This window comes from Orenia marismortui DSM 5156, from assembly GCF_000379025.1.
Taxonomy (GTDB): domain Bacteria; phylum Bacillota; class Halanaerobiia; order Halobacteroidales; family Halobacteroidaceae; genus Orenia; species Orenia marismortui.
Window position 1 is genome coordinate 18,642 of sequence record NZ_KB900622.1, and the last position, 19,320, is coordinate 37,961.

The window sequence follows — 19,320 nt, forward strand, 5'->3', positions numbered from 1 at the left end:
ATTTAAGAACTTATAGATGTCCAACTTTAAAACAAAATTTAAAAGATTATTTTTGCCACGGATTAACACGGATAGATAGAGATGAAAAGTAATAAAAGATTAAGCAAAATATAATTATTAATTGCTTTTAATCTGTGTACATCAGTAGCTAATAATTCATTTGAATTAATTTCACTTTAAGGTTGTTTATCTATAATTATAAATTCTACATTATTAATTATTAATTGTATTAACCTCTACATATAAAAAGTTTGATTCTTATTCTGATCCTGTTTGAATAGTCTTTCCATAATCAGAGTAAAGATCAAAGCTGCGATAATAAAGACCCAACTATACACTGCTGCTAACATTCTATCTCCACTCTTGACTAGTGGAAAGAGTAGCATCGGAAAGGTAACTACTTGTCCTCCACCAATTAAAAAAGTTAATAAATATTGGCTAAAGGAGATAATAAAGACCATAATCCCTGCCGAAAAGATACCAGGATAGATTAATGGTAAAGTTACATAGATAAAGGTCTGCCAACTATTAGCTCCTAATACTTTGGCCTGTAACTCTAATTTATCACCCATTGCCTCAAATACATTAGTTAGAATTCTAATAGAGTAAGGGATACAGGGAATTAAATGTACAATCATTACCCCAATGACATTATCAGTCAAACCATACTTCATAAAATTAATATGAATTCCCATAGTCACTGCTAATGGGGGAATAATAATAGGTGCTAAGACCAAAATATTAATCAAACTCTTCCCTGGAAAATCATACAATCCTAAAGCCTTAGCAGCAGGAATACTCACTAGCAAAGCTAATAAGGTCACTCCAATTCCAATCAAAAAACTACTCTGTAAAGCATCCCAAGCCCCATTAACTGGATTAATAAAATACTTCCACCCTTCTAAAGTAAAGGATTGGGGAAATAGTTTAGGCCAAGGCCAATCATTAGTAAAAGACCAAATTACTAACACTATTAAGGGTAAAATTAAAGATAGTAATAATATATATATAAGAGTAGTCCGAATTACTTTTGTAGTTGTTATCATAATAAATCCCTCTTTCTAAGATTAGCTAATAGCTACTAGCCATCAGCCATTAGCTATTTATACCTCAACACTAAATCTAATAATTTTTTATAAATATATATAAGTCCCAAACAAATAACAGTCAAGGTAATTGCAATTACCATAGCATAAGGGCGTTGTAATAAATCTGAGCTAACATAGCTTTGATATGCCAACACTGGCAATGTCTTAGGATAGGTTGAACCTAATAAGAAAGGAATCTCAAAGGCACCAAAAGAGAAAGCAAAGACAATAATAAAGGATGAACCTATACTAGGCAAAGATAAAGGTAAGTATATATTCCAAAATATCTGTTGCTGGCTTGCGCCCAAATTAGCAGCTACCTGCTCAAAAGAATTATTAATATTATTTAAAACAGTATAAACAACCAAGACAACAAAAGGAATCTCTTTCCATAAATAGACTAAAATTATTCCTATTCCCCATCTGTCAAAGACTAATTGAGGAAAACTTTCTAAGCCTTTAATAATACCAAAATGATATAAAATCCTAGCTATTAATCCACTTTGAGTAAAAAATAGAAACACTAATAATGAAGCTATAATATGAGGAACAATAATCGGTAGTTTATAAATCAAACGTACTAACTTATACTCCTTTGGTAATCTGACTAATTGATAAGCCAAAAAGACACCAATTACTACAGCCAGAAATGATGATACAAAGGAGATATAAAAACTATATCTTAAAGCATCTAAAAACTCCGTACTTGTAAATATCTCAATATAATACTTTAAAGTAAAAGTATTTAACCCTAGAAGAGGAAAATAGCCAAAGCTCTGGGCTAAGGCTAAAATCACCCCTCCTAAGAATAGTCCAAATAATATAATCAGTGCTGGAGTTAATAAGATATATGGTTTTATGATTGAATATTTCATTAATTTCAAGATCTATTCCTCCAATCAAAAGTAAAAATTGAAAATTGATATTTGAGAATTGAGAATTGAGAATTAAGTTCTTAAAACTTTTAATTCTACATCTTCAATTCTCAATTGCTCTTTACTTTCCTACAATCTTATTCCATTCATCTTCAATAATCGGTACTAAATCGGCTGGTAACTCTGGTACACTATGCTTGTCTAAAACCTCTTGTGATAAAGTAGCTACACCTAAATCTAAGTCAGCCAATTCTTCTTTCTCTTGAACATTTAGCTTATCATAACTGAATACTGGTAAAGCTCCCCAATTTTCTGGACTATATTTAGACAGCTGAGCTTCAAAACTCTCTAAGAAGTTAGCCACTACTAATGCTCCTGCTTTATTAGGTGAGTTAAACGGAATTGCTAGAAAATTAGTATTAGAGATAGTCCCACTCTCTAGTACAAAGGTTCTAGCTGAATCTGGATAAGTCCCTTTAACAATCTCACTAGTTGCTTTACTTGGATCATAGCCCATACTCATTAGCACTTCACCATCAGCAAACATATTATCTAATTGAGCAATAGTACTTGGATAAGTCTCTCCTTCTCTCCATAAATATGGTTCTAAGTCTGCTAAGAATTCAAGAGCAGGTCTAATTTTCTTTCTAATTTCTGCTTCATCTTCTAAATTATAATACTGCTCGTAACCACCAGTGACTTCATAGATTACATGGCGTACAAAAGCACTTCCTGTAAAGTCTGGCAAAGCAGGATAAGTAAATTTACCTGGATGTGATTTAATCCAAGCTATTAATTCTTCAAAACTATAGGGAGCTTCTTCTATCTTATTCTGATCATAAATAAAGATAAATTGTGCTTTACTATATGGTGCTTCATAACCCTTAGTTGGAAAACCAAAGTCAGTAGTTATCTGCTTAGAATCGGTATCCATATATCTATTATAATTAGGTAAGCTGTCAGCAAAAGGACCGAATAATAATTCATTATCCATTGCCGTCTTAAAGTTCTCACCATTAATCCATAATAAATCAATCGTTCCTTCTTTCTTTCCAATCTGCTTTTCTCCTAATAACTTATTAACAAAATCTGTAGCATCCATTGGTACCATATTTAAAGTAAGATCATACTTCTCCTTCAAATTCTTTGCCACATAACCTTTAACCCATTGGTTAATAGTTCTACTTCCACCCCACATATAGAAATTAACCTCTGTTCCTTTAGCTGATGCTATAACTTCTTTCCATTCTTGCTCTAAAACATTCTCTTCTTGCTTTTGAGCTTGGGGAGAAGTACAGCCAAGAATTGATAATAATAAAATAGTAATAACTAATGCTAAGGATACTACCTTCTTTTTAAACACCTTAATCTCTCCTTTATTATATAAATTCAATAATTACTAAGCAAACATATTCTTTCTTAAAGCTAAATTAATTCAGATATTTCATCCACAAATTTGATTATTGATCCTTTATTTCTATAAAATCTTCAATTAATCGATAACAAGAAATATCTACTCTAATTTTTTAACATCAATTTAAACATTAAGATAAGCCTATTTATAAATAGGCTTATCTTCTATAAATCCTTTATACTTTATACTTTATGCTTTTTTAACTTCTTCCTCTTCTAATAGATCTCCATTTTTCTTCTTTAACCACTTAGGAATTAAAGAGATAGCAAATAATACTATACCCGCAATTCCTAAATACATAATAATCTCCATCGGACTTCCTCCAGAACTGATAGCTCCACCAGCAAAGGAGAAGGCTAAACAACCTGGTAACATAAATACAAAAGTAGCTATGGCATAAGAAACTAAGCTGATACTTGTTAATCCATAAACATAGTTTTGAACATTATATGGGAAGATTGGAACTAAACGGGTTAACATTACAAAACGCCACCCTTCAGCTTGTACCCCTTCATCAATCTTATTTAATTTAGGATTCTTCTCCATCATTCCTTTTACCATATCACGAGCCACATATTTACCAGCTAAGAAAGCACAAACTGCACCAACAGTTGAACCTAAAGCTGTGTATAAAGTACCTAACCATGGTCCAAAGATCAAACCTCCTACTAATCCTAAAGCAGAACCAGGTAAGAAGAACACAGCAGCTATTACCCATAATAACCCAAATACTATAGGTCCCCATGCTCCTAAACCATTAATAGCCTCTTTTAATAACTTTGGATCTTTAAAGTATTGCATATATCCTAATTTATTAACTAAAAAGATAACAGCAGCCACTACCAATACAAAAGCTATCACCTTAACTTTACTACCCTTTTTTTCTTGAACTTGAACTTGCTCACTCATTATAAAGCCTCCTTTTAATTTCAATAAGTAGTGAGTAGTGAATAGTAAAAAGATTAATATCTTACTGCTCACTCCTTACTATTATTTTAATACCTTCTTAATATTTCTCTTAGACTTATATCTATTTACCCACCCAGTTAAAGGACTAGAAGGGTTATCTGGGAATTCAGATTTAGAGTTCCATGGACCACCAAAGATTAAATCTAAGATGTGAACAGCCTTCTTGCCACCTTTAACCATAGATTCACGACAAGCTGCACAATAAGTGACCATATAATCTGATTCTACTTCTGATGTTCTCTTATTCATTACTCTTTGAGCAAGCTCTGGATTAGCTGGAACTACCATCCCACCAAATCCACAACACATTGTAGTCTCTCTAGTATGTGGTGGTTCTTCTGAATTATAACCTAGCTCCTTAATAATCCAGCGAATTCCATCATGGATATCCTTTCGATCTCTTGTTGAACAAGAGTCATGAATAGCAAAAGTAATATCACTATCTTTACCGATACCTACTGATTCTTCTGGCAATCCAATCTCTGGTAATAGTGACCATAAAGAAGTTACCTTCTGTGGACTATTTGCAGACATAGTTAAATAACAGGATTGGCAAGCTACAATAATCTCTTCTGCCCCTAATTTATCTATCTCAGCTTGAAATCCAGCATATCTCTCCTTAAATTTATCAACTTGACCCAAAGCCTTTGTAGGTTTACCACAACATTTTAAAATTGCCCCTGTTCCAGGTAACTTCTCTTGTAAAAACTCTAAAGTCTTCTTTACAGCATCAGGGTTATAAGATGGTAAACTACAACCTGGTATAAATACTCGTTTAGTTTTTGACATATTAAAACCTCCCCTTATTTTTTATCCTTAGCAGGCTTAGCTGTATTAAATAGTTTTGAGAATCCTAAGAATTGATGCATCTCTATAGCTCCATGTCCCTTAATTGGAGATTTACCATTATTATTCTTAACCATCTCTTTTCTCATCTTCATAAACTTATCCTTAATTTTAAAATCATTAGGACATACAATTGTACATTGGCTACACATATTACAAGAATAAGGAATTAAAGGATCTATATCTCCAGTTTTCATTACCTCAGCAAATAAATCTTTTGGTGAATGACAGAAGTCATTTAACATTACACATTCTCCCATACACAATCTACATTCACATTGTAAACATCTTTCAGCCTCTTTTTCTGCTAATTCTTGACTTAAAGCAAACTCAACCTCATCAAAGGATTTAATCCTTTCTTTAGGATCTAATTCTTGACCATGTACTCTTTCTGGCTTAGGCAAGTTATCCCAATCTAGAGGTATATCTAACTTAGTAGTATATGAGCCTTCTTCTTGAGCAACTCTGCCTTCCTTTAAATCTTTAGCATTTAAATATCTATCTGCTGATTTAGCAGCTCTTCTACCTTCAGCCATAGCTCCAACTACTATAAAAGCTGTTCCACTTGCATCTCCTGCTACAAATACATTCTCAGCACTAGCTGATTGCATAGTTAATGGATCACATTCAAAGGTTCCATTTCTTCTTTTAGTCAATACATCTTCGTTATCAAAGCTTGAATCTACACCTTGCCCAATAGCAAATATAACTGTATCTACATCTAAAGCCTTTTTATTATTCTCATTAAATTCAGGTGCAAAGTTACCATCCTTATCAAACATAGTTGTACATTCTTTAAGCTCTAAACCTGATACTCTTCCATCTTTATCTATATTAATTTTATGAGTTCCATAAGCTAAATTAAAGTTTACTCCTTCATTAAGAGCACCATTAATTTCATGCATTGAAGATGCCATCTCATCATATGTAGACTCTAAACATACAGCATGAACCTCTTCAACTCCAGCTAATCTAAGTGATGATCTAGCACAATCCATGGCAACATCTCCACCACCGATAACTGCTACCTTCTTTCCTACCCCATCAAAGGCTTGAGTTAATGAAATTTCTTTTAAATATTCAGCAGCATGGTAAATTCCATCGGCATCATGATTTTCAAGACTTCTATCAATTCTACCTTGATGCTTACCTACTGCTACAATTACTGCATCATAGTCTTCTCTTAACTGATTAAAGTCAATATCTTTTCCAATCTCTACTCCCATCTTAAACTCTACGCCAATCTTTTCAAGTAGAGAATATTCACTATCTATAATATCTCTTGGAAGTCTATACTCTGGGATACCAACTCTCATCATTCCTCCATAGACCTCTAGACGATCATATACTGTAACAGAATATCCTTCTCTTCTTAAATCTAAAGCAGCTTGAGCTCCTGCAGGTCCTGCTCCAATAACTGCAATCTTCTTATCATTATCTTCAGCAACATCCAAATCCCAATTATTAGGATCATCAAAGTTATCAGCAGCATACCTCTTTAAACTTGCTACTGCCAAAGGACTATTCACCTCATTTCTCTTGCAATTTTCTTCACAAGGGTGAGCACAAATTCTTCCTAAAGTCTTAGGTAAGAACAACTTCTCTCTAATAACCTCAACTGCTTCTTTACCCTTTCCTTCCCCTATTAGATTGACATATTTCTTGACATTAGTATGCATTGGGCAACTGGCTACACAAGCCGGATCGGCATCACCCATACAATCATCTACTATTTCATTTAATGGCTTTAATACTTTTTCTGATAACAAGGGAAACTCCTCCTTCCAATTCATATAAGATATATTTTTCACAAGCACTCCCTTAAAAACAGACTTTATTCCTATTGTCAATATTATTATATCCACTAAACTAACATTTGTCTTTAGAGCCACAAGCTAATTATATACTCTTTTTTTGTACTCAATCTACAAAAGACAAGTCATTTTAATTAAAAAAAGCTACTATCGATTAAGATATTAATATTTCTTTGTAGCAAAACACCAATTTCATCTTATTTTATATTCCCATATTAAATTGATAATACTTTTTATAGTAAAGCTACATTATAGCAACAAAGAATAACTAGTAGCAGATAATAAATTAGATTATCTATATTTCTTAGTAATACCTAAAATATTCTTGTAACTATCTTAATTAAAAATTTTCTGTAATCAATATTCTACTAACAAATCAAAAAGCACAGCTAATAGCTGTACTTTGAAATATTGTTTAACTTTAATATATCTTTAAATGGTGATTTAGCTTTAAAAAGAAATTTAAATATACTACTATAAATATTATAAAACTTTACTAACTAGTCACAAGTAACAAACTTAACTTGTCACCTATTACTCCTCACTCGTTAATATCTCTTTATATCAACTCAATTTTTTAAACTTAAATATCTATAGACTAATTCTACTAATTAATACTCTCTAAGTAAACCATTTCATTAGGACCTTACTTCCTAAAAAGACGCCTAACATGACAAAAGGGAGATATAACCAACCATTTAGCCCTAATGAAGATATTGAACTATATAAACCTCCAATATTACATCCTACCGCTACTCTAGCCCCATACCCCATTAACCAACCACCTATTAGTACAATTAGAACTTGTTTCTTATTCTTAACCCTCTTAAATTTAAATTGCTTTGCCAACAATATAGCTATTAAAGCACCAAAAACTATACCAAGATTAGACCAAGTCTGCTTGTCTAGCCATGGTCTAGCATAATAATCATAATAAGTCCAAACATCCCATTCATTAGTTGCTATTCCAAAATTACTTAACACCCAAGAACCCCAACGGGCTAAGTTAGTTGTAATCGCCCAATAATCACCTGTTAATGCTACATAAATTATATTTAATAATGCCAGTAAGACTCCACCTACCCAATAGGGCCATGGCTGTTTAAATATCTTTTTAAATAAACTCTCTTTATCATCTTTACTTTGTTTTGGTAACAGTGATTTGCCATTCACCAAAGGTCACCTCTTCTATCTCCACATTATAACCACGTTTTCTAGCCCATTCTGGCACATTAGTCATTGCACAAGTATGATCAACCTCAATATATAGCTTCTCGCCTATCTTTAATTTTTTTATCTTCTTCTCTGCTTTCATTAATGGTAACGGACATGGTTCTCCGATACAGTCTAATCTATTCATAACTCCCTCTCCTTTTTCATTAAAATGAATCAAATTTATGTTTTTCCCACAAATAGGCTAATAAATATAGAGCTTCATTGTAAAATCAAATTGAACAAAATAAAAATAGCCATAGGGCACCAAACTGTAATATAATTAAATCACCACAAAATAACCAGTTACAGGAGGGTGCACACTATGACTTACTTAAATGATACACCAAAATCCCGAAAAAATAAACACCTAAATGCTTATGAACGTGGTCAAATTGCATTATTACATTCCGAAGGAATGAATCCAAATGCTATTGCAAAACGTTTAGGTAGAGCTTCTAATACCATTAGAAACGAACTAAAACGTGGTACAGTTTCTCAAATTAAAGCTAATAAAAAGATTATGGTCTATTACCCTGACACTGGTCAAAGAGTTTATGAATCTAATCGCAAGAATTGTGGTCCTAAATTTAAACTTTTGCAATGTGAAGAGTTCATTGATTATGTTATAGAACAGTTCTACGAAAAAGGACATTCTCTTGATGCTATATGTGGTGCAGCAAAACTTCATAATAAATTTCCAAAGCCAGAGATGGTATCTACTAAAACGCTTTATAACTACGTCAACGCTGGATTATTGACAATTAAAAACATTGATTTACCTTTGAAGCTTAAGCGTTCTTCAAAAAGAAAGCACACTAAAAATAATAAAAAGAAGCTTGGTACAAGTATAGATCAACGCCCTGAAAGTATTAATAATCGTAGTGAGTTTGGTCACTGGGAAATTGACACTATGATAGGCAAAAAGACTAAAAATGAATCAGTTTTACTTACTATGACAGAACGTATGACTCGTAAAGAAATTATTCGTAAAATCCCTGCCAAGACTGCTCAAGCAGTTCAAGATGCTATTTTAAAGCTCGTTAATGAAGCAGGAGATTGTTTTCCAAAAGTATTTAAAAGCTTCACTTGTGATAATGGCTCTGAGTTTGCTCAAATGTCATTTTTAGAGCAAATTAGTGATACTAAAGTATACTTTGCACATCCATATTCATCATGGGAAAGAGGAACTAATGAGCGTCATAATGGTCTTATAAGACGCTTTATCCCTAAAGGTAATAGTCTAAACCAATTCTCTATTGAATCTATTGCTAGAGTCCAAAACTGGTGCAATACTTTACCAAGAAAAATCTTAGATTACCTAACCCCTGATGAAATATTTGAAGATAAATTAAAACAAATTCTTTATGACTAAATAACCAAATTATTACAGTTTGAAAATGTTCAATTTATTATTGCAATTTAAGTAATAAATATAGAATAACTAACATAGATACTTGCAACAAAATACTGGGTCCCCAACCTATCAAAGTAGGTAAGTGAGGTACCTCATAATCACTAAATAATCTATACCACCAATCAGCATCATGAGCTCCATGTACTGAACCTAAAAGAAATCCGATTAAAGCTACCCATTGCAACTGAAACCCTTCCCCTAATCTAACTAAAGTTCCAGAAGCACAACCACCACTAATAGCAGCACCAACCCCAAAGATTAAAGCTCCAATTGGAATGTGCCAACCTAAGGCTACAAATCTTCCTGAAAGACTTAGACCATTTACCATTTGATAATATTGAATTATACTATATCCTATTGTCGCTATTAATAATGATAATATAACTGCTCTTGCTAATTCAGTTAAGCCAAAAAAGATTGGATCTCTCAAGGTTGCAGTAAAACATATCTTAGCACGTTGCAAAGTAAATCCAACTAATAGACCAAAGACCCAAGAAATAGCTAGATTAAAAGCTAATGAATTATATAAGTAATAAAAAATTAATGATGAGATAAATAAGAGCACAATAGCCAATTTGATCTGCCATTTAGGATCTTTTCTTCTGGAAACTCCCCTCTTTTCCATTATATTAGCCTCCTTCTTCACAACTACAGATAATAAATTTATGAATCTTATAAGCAGTAGTCAAATTTAATTGTGTTTCAAAATCACGTAAATCAAGCCCTAAAATTTCTTGTATTCTCTCAATTCTATACCTCATAGTATTTGGGTGAATATGTAGTCGATTGGCAGCATATTGAATACTACATCCCTCTTGCAAAAAAGCCCCTAAAGTATCTACCCAGTTACTATTATTATTTAAATCATAAGCAATGAGCTCTTTCAAGAATTCATCGGTAAACTTCATTAAATGACGACAATCCACCTGCCATAATAAACGTAAAACTCCCAAATCTTCATAAAATAATACCCTATTAACTTCATTTGTTATAGCAAGGAATTCTAAGCTATATAATGCCTGCTGATAGCTATCTGCTATCATACAACAATCTCTAACAAAAGAACCCCCTCCAATTGAGAAAGATACCCCTTGAAAACGATTACTTAGTTGCTGATGAAGGCTTTCTATGTCCTCTCTAATCTCTTTAGAGTTATCCTCATAATTAATTAATAGTAAAATATCTCCTTGGTACGAAAATATAATATACTTCCTTGAAATATTTGTTCTAATAATTCGATGTAAGCTATTAATAATCTTCTCTTCCATCTCGTAGGTATATAATCCATGACCACCTGTATCTTTATCTAAATCACGACTAAAATTAGCTTTAATTACAAATAGTTGATAAGAAACTGTCAAATCCCAACCTGCTAATTCACCACTTTTAATTAACTTTTGTCTATCTTTAACTCTACCTTGTAGTAGATTTTCAATTAATTCATTACTACATCGTTGTGACAAGCTCTGTATAATATAATTTTGATGTAACTTTAAAGAGATAGCATTAACCCCTTGAGTCAGAGCCAAATAATCATCTTCATCTAAAATATTTTCCTCTAAAATAACAAGATAACCCAATAACTCATCTTGTCCTCCTAACCTAGCTTGAATCTCTGTATACTCTTTATTCTTCCAAGAATAATATGCTCTCTCTACATGGAAACCATTATCTGTATAAACTACTTCTTTTTTTCTAATTTCTTATAATCTAAATAATCATAAAAGTCCATATCTTGGCGCAATTTCCTATCTATATAAAGTAAATTCTCACGATATTTATCTAAGATAAATACAAAATTATTGATATCCTCTGTTAAAACACCACATAAAGTCCTCAAGCCACCATCCTCAAGAAGTATCTCATTGTATTTATTTTGTAAAGACAATAACCTGTTATTATCTTTCATCAGTTAACTTCTCCCCTATATATTTATATTTTTAGCCCTAGCTCAACTCAATCAATTCCATTTCATCATTAAAGTCTAAATGTTTTTATAGTAATATAATAGATAGATGAAGTGACATTTTCGGAGTTAGGCGTTAGGAAATGGGAGGTAGGAAGACCTTACTATCCCCTATGACCTATCACCTAGCACCTAAAAATGTCTCTTTATCCCCATAATCCCTTATTAGCCCACTTAAGATTCAACTATCACAAATTTTCCCCTGAATTAATTACAGAAACTTCAAAATAAATCCATACAGATTTTTAAAAATTAAGCCAAGCTGCAAAGATAGCATCTTTAAATTTCTTAATATCCTTTATTCCTGTAGGAATATTAATTACCCCTTCATTTCTTATATCTCGTGACTTATCAGAAATATCAACAATTAACGTTCCTGTCTTCAAATCATCTAATTTAGAATTTAAAGTATAATATTGATTCTCAAATAATTCAGGGCTAGTAACATACACAGCAGATACTAAATCCCACATGTAAAAACCTTTAGTATTAATTAACTCTTCTCCATAATCATACCAATCCTTAATATAATCACTGATATATTTATAATTATCATTTTGCTTATTAGATAAAGTTTTCCATTCTTCACTTCCAAAAAATGCTTCTAAACATAAATTTCCACTAGCTACCATAACAGGTACATCAGCTTTTAATACCAATTCAGTAGCCTCCCCATCACAAGAAAAGTTCAATTCAGATACTTCTTTATCTCCAAAGTATAATGGCTCAGTAATACCTCCCATAACTACTATCTGTTTAAGATATGTAAAGAATTGATCATCTTTTTTATAGGCTGCTTTCAAATTAGTTAAAGGACCTGTAGCTAATAAAGTTATCTCTCCTGGATTCTCTTTAGCTGTTTTAACTAAAAAGTCAGCAGCAGCTGTATCTATATCATTGGCATTAGCAGCTCCTGAATGTAAATTAAAATCTGTAATATCTAATTCTTCAATCATCTGCTTTGTTACCTGATTGGCTTGAGCTAGAGTTCCATTACCAAAGGTACTGCTAACTCCTAATAGCTCAACATCCTCTCTACCCAATAAATAAAGTAGAGTTAATCCATCATCAACATCCTTTTTTGGTAATCCCATTGTATTATCACAATCAAATAAAACTTTCTCCATATTTATCTCTCCTCTATAATAAGTATAACAGCAACTTTTTTTATAGATAAATCTATTAAATTTCATTAATACTATATCATTATTATACGATATAGTACAGTTCTTTTAAAGTTTTATAAAATTTTACCTTTTTGCCCTGATAAATCATTTATAATCTAAAAGTAGAATAGCAAAAAATTAAGTATTAAGTAATTATTTTATTAAAAGATATTTAAACAAAATTAAAGGAAGGAGGAAATCCCCCTTCCTGACTATAAATTATATTGTTATATATTATATAAGTAATTATTCACCTTTCTCAATCGGTAAATCTTTTCTTGCACTCCACTCAATCCAAGAACCATCATAGTTCTTAACATCTTCATATCCTAATAATTGAGTTAATACAAAAGTAGTATGTGCTGATCTAACAGCTGATTGGCAATAAGGAATAATTGTCTTATCTTCAGTTATTCCCTTAGCTTCATATACTGCTTTTAATTCTTCAGCAGTCTTGAAAGTACGAGGCCCTTCAGACTTACCACCATTAATAGCCTCTTTCCATTCAATCCATGGAGCAGTTGGAATTCTTCCGCCTCTAGAAGCCATATTCTTCTCACCTGTATACTCAGCTCTAGAACGAGTATCTAAGATTTGTAAATCACTATCATTAATAGCCTTTTGAACATAATCAACAGTCGCTAACCACTTATCTTCATTAACCTTAGCTCTGTTAAATTTAAAGTTACCTTTTTCAACATCTGGTGTTGATATCTGAGTATCATAATCTAATGCCTTCCAACGAACAATTCCTCCATCTAATAATCTAACCTTATCATAGCCATATGTCTTTAAAATCCACCACATTCTAGCAGCATCATAATCTCCACGATCATCATAAATAACGATTAAATCTCCATTGTTAATACCTTTAGTCTGTAACATTTTTTCCATCTGATCTACAGTAGCTCTAATACCACCATATTCAGCATTAGGGTTTTCTTCATCACTACGATAAACATTAACTGCTCCTGGAATATGTCCTAACTTATACTTAGCCACATGTCTAAAATCAACCATAACTAGATCATCTTTATCCTTAATTTTCTTTAATTCTTCTGCACTAATTAATGCTTTTGGATTAGCATAACCTCTTTCTTTAATCGGTACATAATTTTCATCAGTTATAGCCTCTTTTGTTGAACATCCTACTACTAACATTAGTCCTGAAACAAGTATTGCTAAAGTTATTATTGCCAAAAATCTCTTCTTCATTAAATTTCGCCTCCCATGTTAACTTTGAATTTTTTTTCACAAAAGATAATTTAAATCTTCATACTATAATCATATCTATTTTAATTACGTTTGTCATTGGTAGCAGGAACTAATTAAAAGCTAATCTTTTGTAGTTTGAGTACAAAGCGATCTTAGGCTACTATTAAAATGACTCTTTTTTGATAATAGCCTTTATCCAATCTTAATCTATATAGGGTAATATAAAATCAAAGTATCATTTCAAATATTGAATAATTAATCTGGAAATATGATCCTTCTATAAGCTTTATTTTATCAGCATATATATTAACAAAAGTTGATAGGAGGCAGATTATGAGTAATACTCTACTTTTAATTCTAGAGATAGGTACTGGACTTTTTTGGTCTTTAACCTATATTCTAATTATTTTTAAAGGATTTCAAGACAAGACTTATGGAATGCCCATGTTAGCCTTGTGTGCTAATCTTTCTTGGGAATTTATCTTTTCCTTTATTTGGCCACTTGAATTACCTAGACTTTATATTACTATTATTTGGTTCTCCCTTGATTTAATTATTCTACTTCAATTTCTTTTATTCGGTCAAGCAGACTTTAGAAATAAATTTTACAGAAAGCTATTTTATCCTATTTTCTTTCTACTATTATTGATAATCTTTTTCACTATTCTATTTATCTCTTATGAATTCGATGATTATATTGGGAAATATGCAGCCTTTGGACAGAACCTACTAATGTCAATCCTATTTATAACTATGCTAATCAGACGCAATAGTACTTCAGGCCAATCAATCTATATTGCTATTTTTAAATTAATCGGAACTTTATTTGCTTCTATTATATTCTATCTAAATCAAGGTTCAATACTCATTACTTTCTTCTCTATTGCAACTCTCTTCTTTGATATTGCTTATATTATACTATTAGCTGCTCAATATACTGACTTGGATATGAGAATATTAAATAGTCTTAAACTTAATATAAAGAGAAATTAGGTTATAGAATGATAAAGCGACAGTTTCGGCGATAGGAGATAGGCGGTAGGTATTAGGAAAAACTAACTCCCAACTCCTAGCACCTAAAGCCAAAAAGTGTCTCTTTATCTCCATTAACCCCAAATACACCAAAAGCAAAAAGTTAATACAACATTTGACCTAATGGTCCTTCTAAATTAATAATATCTTCTATCTCATAGACTGAGATTGGGAAGTAGGGAAATCCAAAAACATAAGGTGTAAATTCATATAATTGATAATAGATCACCAAACATTTATCAGCTAAATAATAATCTTGATCTTCTCTAACACCTGGGAAATCATCTATCACTCCTATATCACGTTCTTCAATCTGTTCTTCGATAATTTCCGATAATACTTCTTGATAATTACTATCTTCTTTAAATAGATCGACTAATTTATATACTTTTGCAGTTTCAATATCAAAGGTTAGTGATTTAGTTAATGTCAAACCATGGGCTCCACCAGCATAAGCATAATTAATCAAAGTTAAACTTAAAATACCTCGCTGATTATTTTTAATCTCATAATAAGCAGTAATATCTGTTAATGGATTTTCATAAAAGCCTTGCTCTTCAATTAATTGATAGACTAAATCATAAATCTGGCAATTAATTTCTCTTTGAAGCTTTAAATCGCTCATTCCTCTAACTTGGGGGTAATAAAGCTTTAGTCTAGGCCTATTGATTCTAATTGTTTTAATAGCAACAGGTAATTTAATAAAATCCAAATCAACCACCTCCTTAATCTTTTATATAGTTTATTCAATGCTTAAGGAGATGGTTATATAATTACTTTAAATTACTCAAAATAACAGAACTTATTAATCCCAAAGCAGATATCAGGCCAACAATAGGTCCTCCATCCTCATAAGCTTCTGGCATCATAGTTGATGAAAGCATTGCTACTATTCCACCTGCAGCAAAAGAACTAATTGTAGCAATTAATGCTTCTGAACCATGCTCTAAAAAAATAAATCCTACTATTGAACTCAATATAGCAAGAAATGATACAATTAACCATAATACTAGAATTTTAGTCTTTGAATATCCAGCTTTTTTTAAGCCACTACTACTTGATAGACCTTCAGGAAAATTACTAATAAAAATAGCAACCACTAAAAGCAAGCTAATATTCTCTTCTTTAGTCAAACTAACACCAATAATTACTGATTCTGGTATAGCATCCATTACAGTGCCCATAAAGATTGCTATTCCTGAATTTTCAGTTATATTATCCTGTGATCTCTTTCTACTATGACCTCCTTTTTTAGCAATGATTAAATTAAATAAAGTAAAGAGAGCTGCACCTAAAATAAAACTAATAGCAGTAACTGTTATACCACCATTTTCAACTGCTTCTGTAAGTAATTCAAAAGCAGCAGCCCCCATTAAAACTCCTGTACCAAAAGCCATAATAAAACCAATAACACTTTTTTTGATATTAAAGAACAAAGCTATTAATGAGCCTATAAAAACAGAAGATCCAGCAATTCCTCCCCATAGTGCTGCTCTCCACATATTATTACCTTCCTTTTTTGATAATAGTTCATACTTCAAGTTCTTAGTATTACTCTTTATATTTTTTTTATTCTATATTATTAAATTAAAAAAGAAAGGATTATGGTTTAAACCATAATCCTTTCTTTAAAAATAAACTAAAAGGAGATTCTTAATAATGAAAGCAAACTTATAGAACTTATTAAACTATTGATGAGTCCTACGAGCAAAATCAACAAATCTAAACTTATCTGGTCTATGTCTAGATTCAGTATATTGAAATAAAGTAGCATCATCTAAATAAACATAGCTTTTTACTACCACTACTACATTATATCCTTCTAAATCTAAATGTTCTTTATCTTCTAGTGTAGGTTCTTCTACCGAAATTAATTTCTTAGCAAAACTAATTCTCAGTTCCAATTCATCCTCAATATATTCATAAATTGAATCTTCACATACTTCCTTACTTAAGCTTGGAACATATTCTTGCTTTAAAAAATCTTTATCAAGAATAATCTTCTGCTTAGATATTTCCCTAACCCTAACAATCTTCCATAGCTTTTCATCATCAGAAATATTTAATTTAGACTTTAAGTGTTTATCAGGCTTGATTAATTCCAACTCTGAAACAATAGTCTTTGCTTTTGTTCCCATTTTCTTAGAAAGTTCTTTAAAACTAACAACTCCAGAAACAGGAAAGTCAAATTTATTAACATCTAAAGCAATTGAACCTTTTCCATGAACCTTTTGAATATAACCATTCTGAGATAAGAGATCAAGTGCTTTTCTAATAGTCCCTCTAGATAAATCATATTCTTTACTTAGTTGATTTTCAGAAGGTAATTGACTCTTTGGACTTATTTCTCCACGTTCTATCTTTTTAGCAAGCTCATTATATATCTTTAGATACTTATTATCCATAATTATCACCCAAAATATTCTATCATTTCTAATCTCATTTTGCAAGATGATAAACAATAGACTCATATGGTCGTAATCTTATATTCTTAATATTTTCAGAAGAATCACCATAATTAGAGATCAAGATTTTAGTGTTATAAGCACTAAGGTCTGATACTTCATCTGGTAATTTAAAGTCTACATCTTTATCATAGAAGTTATTAATAACTAATAATTTCTCACTATTATAAGTTCTAAGATAGACAAAAATATCTTGGTCATCTTCTAAGAGTAATTTATAATCACCATAAGTGATAATATCTAATCTCTTTCTTAACTTAATTAATTTTTGATAATGATAAAAGATTGAGTTTTTATCTGCAAGAGATCGTTGCGCATTGATATCTTTATAATTAGCTGCTAAATTAATCCATGGAGTACCTGTAGTAAACCCTCCATGCTGACCTGAATTCCATTGCATCGGAGTTCTAGAATTATCCCTTGATTTAGCTTTTATGGCAGACATAATCTCTTCTTCTGATCTTCCTTCTTCTTTAAGAATCTTATAAGCATTTAAAGATTCTACATCACGATAATCATTAATATCTGCAAAATTTGGATTAGTCATTCCAAACTCTTCGCCTTGATAAATATAAGGAGTTCCTTGCATCATATGAATTGTAGTAGCTAACATCTTAGCGGATTTATTATGATATTTCCCATCATTACCAAATCGACTTACAACTCTTGGTTGGTCATGATTACACCAAAATAATGCATTCCAACCTCCACCTTGATTCATTCCTACCTGCCAATCTGATAAAATCTTCTTTAACTCAATAAAATCAAAATCAGCATTAGTCCATTTCTCACCATTAGGATAGTCTACCTTTAAATGATAGAAACTAAAGACCATATCCAATTCCTTCCGCTTAGGATTAGTATATTTGATACAATCATCAATATTAGTTGATGACATCTCACCTACTGTCATCATTTCATACTTAGAAAAGACCTCTTGATTCATCTCTTGCATATATTTATGAACTTTTGGACCGTCAGTATAAAACTTTCGTCCATCTCCAGGAGCAACTGAACCATCATCATCTGGGAAATCTTGATTCTTAGAAATTAGGTTAATTACATCTAATCTAAAGCCATCTACACCCTTCTCACCTAGCCAAAAATTCATCATTTTATATAGTTTCTCTCTAACTTCTGGATTTTCCCAGTTCAAATCTGCTTGAGTTACATCAAAAAGATGTAAATAATATTGTCCAGTATCTTTATCATATTTCCAAGCCGAACCACCAAATTTAGACTTCCAATTACTTGGCTCTGCTCCACCTTTAGGATCTTTCCATATATAAAAGTCCCTATATGGATTATCCTTAGACTTAGCAGACTCTTTAAACCATTGGTGCTCTGTAGATGTATGATTAATTACTATATCCATAATAACCTTAATATCCCGCTGATGAGCTTCTGCTAGTAATCTATCAAAGTCTTCCATAGTGCCATATCCTTCATAAATACTATAATAATCACTAATATCATATCCATTATCATTTTGTGGCGATTTATATATAGGTGTTAACCAAATTACATCTACACCTAATTTATTTAAATAATCTAACTTTTCTATAATCCCTTGTAAATCTCCTATACCATTTCCTGTAGTATCATTAAAACTTTTAGGATAAATCTGATATACAACTGCTTTTCTCCACCACTCAGCATTAATATTTTCCATAATAGATCACCTCTTATAAAACAAAACTCTCCATTGGATTAAAGAAGGAGAGCTTTGTTAATTTTTAATTCTTCTATTATTATAGCTTATACAATATGATTTAATGGGTATAAAGAGATATTTTTAGGTGCTAGGTCATAAGTTATAGGGGTTAGTAAGGTCTTCCTAA

Annotated in this window: 19 protein-coding genes; 2 read left to right on the top strand and 17 right to left on the bottom strand. The window is 31.5% G+C overall.

Annotated features, from left to right (window positions below):
* Positions 1 to 236: 236 nt before the first annotated feature.
* The 8 genes from OREMA_RS0112295 to OREMA_RS0112330 form a co-directional block, all read right to left on the bottom strand.
* A complete protein-coding gene (locus OREMA_RS0112295) occupies positions 237 to 1,046 on the bottom strand; it encodes an ABC transporter permease (protein WP_018249565.1) in 810 nt (269 codons plus the stop codon).
* Positions 1,047 to 1,099: 53 nt separating this feature from the next.
* A complete protein-coding gene (locus OREMA_RS0112300; RefSeq protein ID WP_018249566.1) occupies positions 1,100 to 1,972 on the bottom strand; it encodes an ABC transporter permease in 873 nt (290 codons plus the stop codon).
* A 112-nt stretch (positions 1,973 to 2,084) separates the two neighbouring features.
* Entirely contained in the window at positions 2,085 to 3,326 is a 1,242-nt protein-coding gene (locus OREMA_RS0112305; protein ID WP_018249567.1) for an ABC transporter substrate-binding protein, read from the bottom strand.
* A 240-nt stretch (positions 3,327 to 3,566) separates the two neighbouring features.
* Complete coding sequence (locus tag OREMA_RS0112310; protein WP_018249568.1) at positions 3,567 to 4,286, bottom strand: TVP38/TMEM64 family protein; 720 nt, start codon at positions 4,284 to 4,286, stop codon at positions 3,567 to 3,569.
* 81 nt (positions 4,287 to 4,367) lie between these two features.
* Positions 4,368 to 5,135, bottom strand: coding sequence for a (Fe-S)-binding protein (locus OREMA_RS0112315; protein WP_018249569.1), 768 nt, complete (start codon positions 5,133 to 5,135; stop codon positions 4,368 to 4,370).
* Between the two features lie 14 nt (positions 5,136 to 5,149).
* Positions 5,150 to 6,910 (bottom strand): FAD-dependent oxidoreductase, encoded by a 1,761-nt coding sequence (locus OREMA_RS0112320; RefSeq protein WP_407667770.1) that lies wholly within the window; start codon positions 6,908 to 6,910, stop codon positions 5,150 to 5,152.
* 717 nt (positions 6,911 to 7,627) lie between these two features.
* The gene (locus OREMA_RS0112325) at positions 7,628 to 8,179 is read right to left on the bottom strand and encodes a YeeE/YedE thiosulfate transporter family protein (RefSeq protein WP_018249571.1); all 552 of its coding nucleotides are present in this window, start codon (positions 8,177 to 8,179) and stop codon (positions 7,628 to 7,630) included.
* Positions 8,145 to 8,366: a sulfurtransferase TusA family protein gene (locus OREMA_RS0112330; protein WP_018249572.1), complete on the bottom strand. Its 222-nt coding sequence runs from the start codon at positions 8,364 to 8,366 to the stop codon at positions 8,145 to 8,147. The genes OREMA_RS0112325 and OREMA_RS0112330 overlap by 35 nt, the downstream gene beginning before the upstream one ends.
* Positions 8,367 to 8,543: 177 nt before the next feature.
* On the opposite strand from OREMA_RS0112330, the gene OREMA_RS0112335 reads away from it, so the two are divergent.
* On the top strand, positions 8,544 to 9,593 hold the full coding sequence (locus OREMA_RS0112335; RefSeq protein WP_018248379.1) for an IS30 family transposase: 1,050 nt from the start codon (positions 8,544 to 8,546) through the stop codon (positions 9,591 to 9,593).
* Positions 9,594 to 9,630: 37 nt separating this feature from the next.
* Here the strand turns inward: OREMA_RS0112335 and OREMA_RS0112340 are convergent, their stop codons facing one another.
* The 5 genes from OREMA_RS0112340 to OREMA_RS0112360 form a co-directional block, all read right to left on the bottom strand.
* Complete coding sequence (locus OREMA_RS0112340) at positions 9,631 to 10,260, bottom strand: YeeE/YedE thiosulfate transporter family protein (RefSeq protein ID WP_018249573.1); 630 nt, start codon at positions 10,258 to 10,260, stop codon at positions 9,631 to 9,633.
* 4 nt (positions 10,261 to 10,264) lie between these two features.
* Complete coding sequence (locus OREMA_RS0112345; protein ID WP_018249574.1) at positions 10,265 to 11,215, bottom strand: PucR family transcriptional regulator; 951 nt, start codon at positions 11,213 to 11,215, stop codon at positions 10,265 to 10,267.
* 101 nt (positions 11,216 to 11,316) lie between these two features.
* Positions 11,317 to 11,544, bottom strand: coding sequence for a hypothetical protein (locus OREMA_RS0112350; protein ID WP_018249575.1), 228 nt, complete (start codon positions 11,542 to 11,544; stop codon positions 11,317 to 11,319).
* Positions 11,545 to 11,846: 302 nt separating this feature from the next.
* Positions 11,847 to 12,728, bottom strand: a complete 882-nt coding sequence (locus tag OREMA_RS0112355) for a nucleoside hydrolase (RefSeq protein WP_018249576.1) — start codon at positions 12,726 to 12,728, stop codon at positions 11,847 to 11,849.
* Positions 12,729 to 13,013: 285 nt separating this feature from the next.
* Positions 13,014 to 13,982 carry a sulfurtransferase gene (locus OREMA_RS0112360; protein ID WP_018249577.1) on the bottom strand — a complete coding sequence of 323 codons (969 nt, stop codon included), beginning with the start codon at positions 13,980 to 13,982 and terminating at the stop codon, positions 13,014 to 13,016.
* A 333-nt stretch (positions 13,983 to 14,315) separates the two neighbouring features.
* On the opposite strand from OREMA_RS0112360, the gene OREMA_RS17755 reads away from it, so the two are divergent.
* Complete coding sequence (locus OREMA_RS17755; RefSeq protein WP_018249578.1) at positions 14,316 to 14,975, top strand: transmembrane-type terpene cyclase; 660 nt, start codon at positions 14,316 to 14,318, stop codon at positions 14,973 to 14,975.
* A gap of 142 nt (positions 14,976 to 15,117) precedes the next feature.
* Here OREMA_RS17755 and OREMA_RS0112370 read toward each other — a convergent pair whose 3' ends face one another.
* The 4 genes from OREMA_RS0112370 to treC all read right to left on the bottom strand — a co-directional run bounded on the left by OREMA_RS0112370 (position 15,118) and on the right by treC (position 19,151).
* Positions 15,118 to 15,726, bottom strand: coding sequence for a DUF3298 and DUF4163 domain-containing protein (locus OREMA_RS0112370; RefSeq protein WP_018249579.1), 609 nt, complete (start codon positions 15,724 to 15,726; stop codon positions 15,118 to 15,120).
* A gap of 61 nt (positions 15,727 to 15,787) precedes the next feature.
* Complete coding sequence (locus OREMA_RS0112375; RefSeq protein ID WP_018249580.1) at positions 15,788 to 16,516, bottom strand: ZIP family metal transporter; 729 nt, start codon at positions 16,514 to 16,516, stop codon at positions 15,788 to 15,790.
* Positions 16,517 to 16,702: 186 nt separating this feature from the next.
* Positions 16,703 to 17,419, bottom strand: coding sequence for a trehalose operon repressor (gene treR, locus OREMA_RS0112380; protein WP_018249581.1), 717 nt, complete (start codon positions 17,417 to 17,419; stop codon positions 16,703 to 16,705).
* A 34-nt stretch (positions 17,420 to 17,453) separates the two neighbouring features.
* Complete coding sequence (treC, locus tag OREMA_RS0112385; protein WP_018249582.1) at positions 17,454 to 19,151, bottom strand: alpha,alpha-phosphotrehalase; 1,698 nt, start codon at positions 19,149 to 19,151, stop codon at positions 17,454 to 17,456.
* Positions 19,152 to 19,320 lie beyond the last annotated feature (169 nt).

Coding starts and splice junctions, on each gene's coding strand:
- OREMA_RS0112295 (WP_018249565.1), bottom strand. CDS start 1,046: ATGATAACAACTACAAAAGTAATTCGGACTACTCTTATATATATATTA.
- OREMA_RS0112310 (WP_018249568.1), bottom strand. CDS start 4,286: ATGAGTGAGCAAGTTCAAGTTCAAGAAAAAAAGGGTAGTAAAGTTAAG.
- OREMA_RS0112315 (WP_018249569.1), bottom strand. CDS start 5,135: ATGTCAAAAACTAAACGAGTATTTATACCAGGTTGTAGTTTACCATCT.
- OREMA_RS0112320 (WP_407667770.1), bottom strand. CDS start 6,910: ATGGGTGATGCCGATCCGGCTTGTGTAGCCAGTTGCCCAATGCATACT.
- OREMA_RS0112330 (WP_018249572.1), bottom strand. CDS start 8,366: ATGAATAGATTAGACTGTATCGGAGAACCATGTCCGTTACCATTAATG.
- OREMA_RS0112335 (WP_018248379.1), top strand. CDS start 8,544: ATGACTTACTTAAATGATACACCAAAATCCCGAAAAAATAAACACCTA.
- OREMA_RS0112340 (WP_018249573.1), bottom strand. CDS start 10,260: ATGGAAAAGAGGGGAGTTTCCAGAAGAAAAGATCCTAAATGGCAGATC.
- OREMA_RS0112350 (WP_018249575.1), bottom strand. CDS start 11,544: ATGAAAGATAATAACAGGTTATTGTCTTTACAAAATAAATACAATGAG.
- OREMA_RS0112355 (WP_018249576.1), bottom strand. CDS start 12,728: ATGGAGAAAGTTTTATTTGATTGTGATAATACAATGGGATTACCAAAA.
- OREMA_RS0112360 (WP_018249577.1), bottom strand. CDS start 13,982: ATGAAGAAGAGATTTTTGGCAATAATAACTTTAGCAATACTTGTTTCA.
- OREMA_RS17755 (WP_018249578.1), top strand. CDS start 14,316: ATGAGTAATACTCTACTTTTAATTCTAGAGATAGGTACTGGACTTTTT.
- OREMA_RS0112375 (WP_018249580.1), bottom strand. CDS start 16,516: ATGTGGAGAGCAGCACTATGGGGAGGAATTGCTGGATCTTCTGTTTTT.
- treR (WP_018249581.1), bottom strand. CDS start 17,419: ATGGATAATAAGTATCTAAAGATATATAATGAGCTTGCTAAAAAGATA.
- treC (WP_018249582.1), bottom strand. CDS start 19,151: ATGGAAAATATTAATGCTGAGTGGTGGAGAAAAGCAGTTGTATATCAG.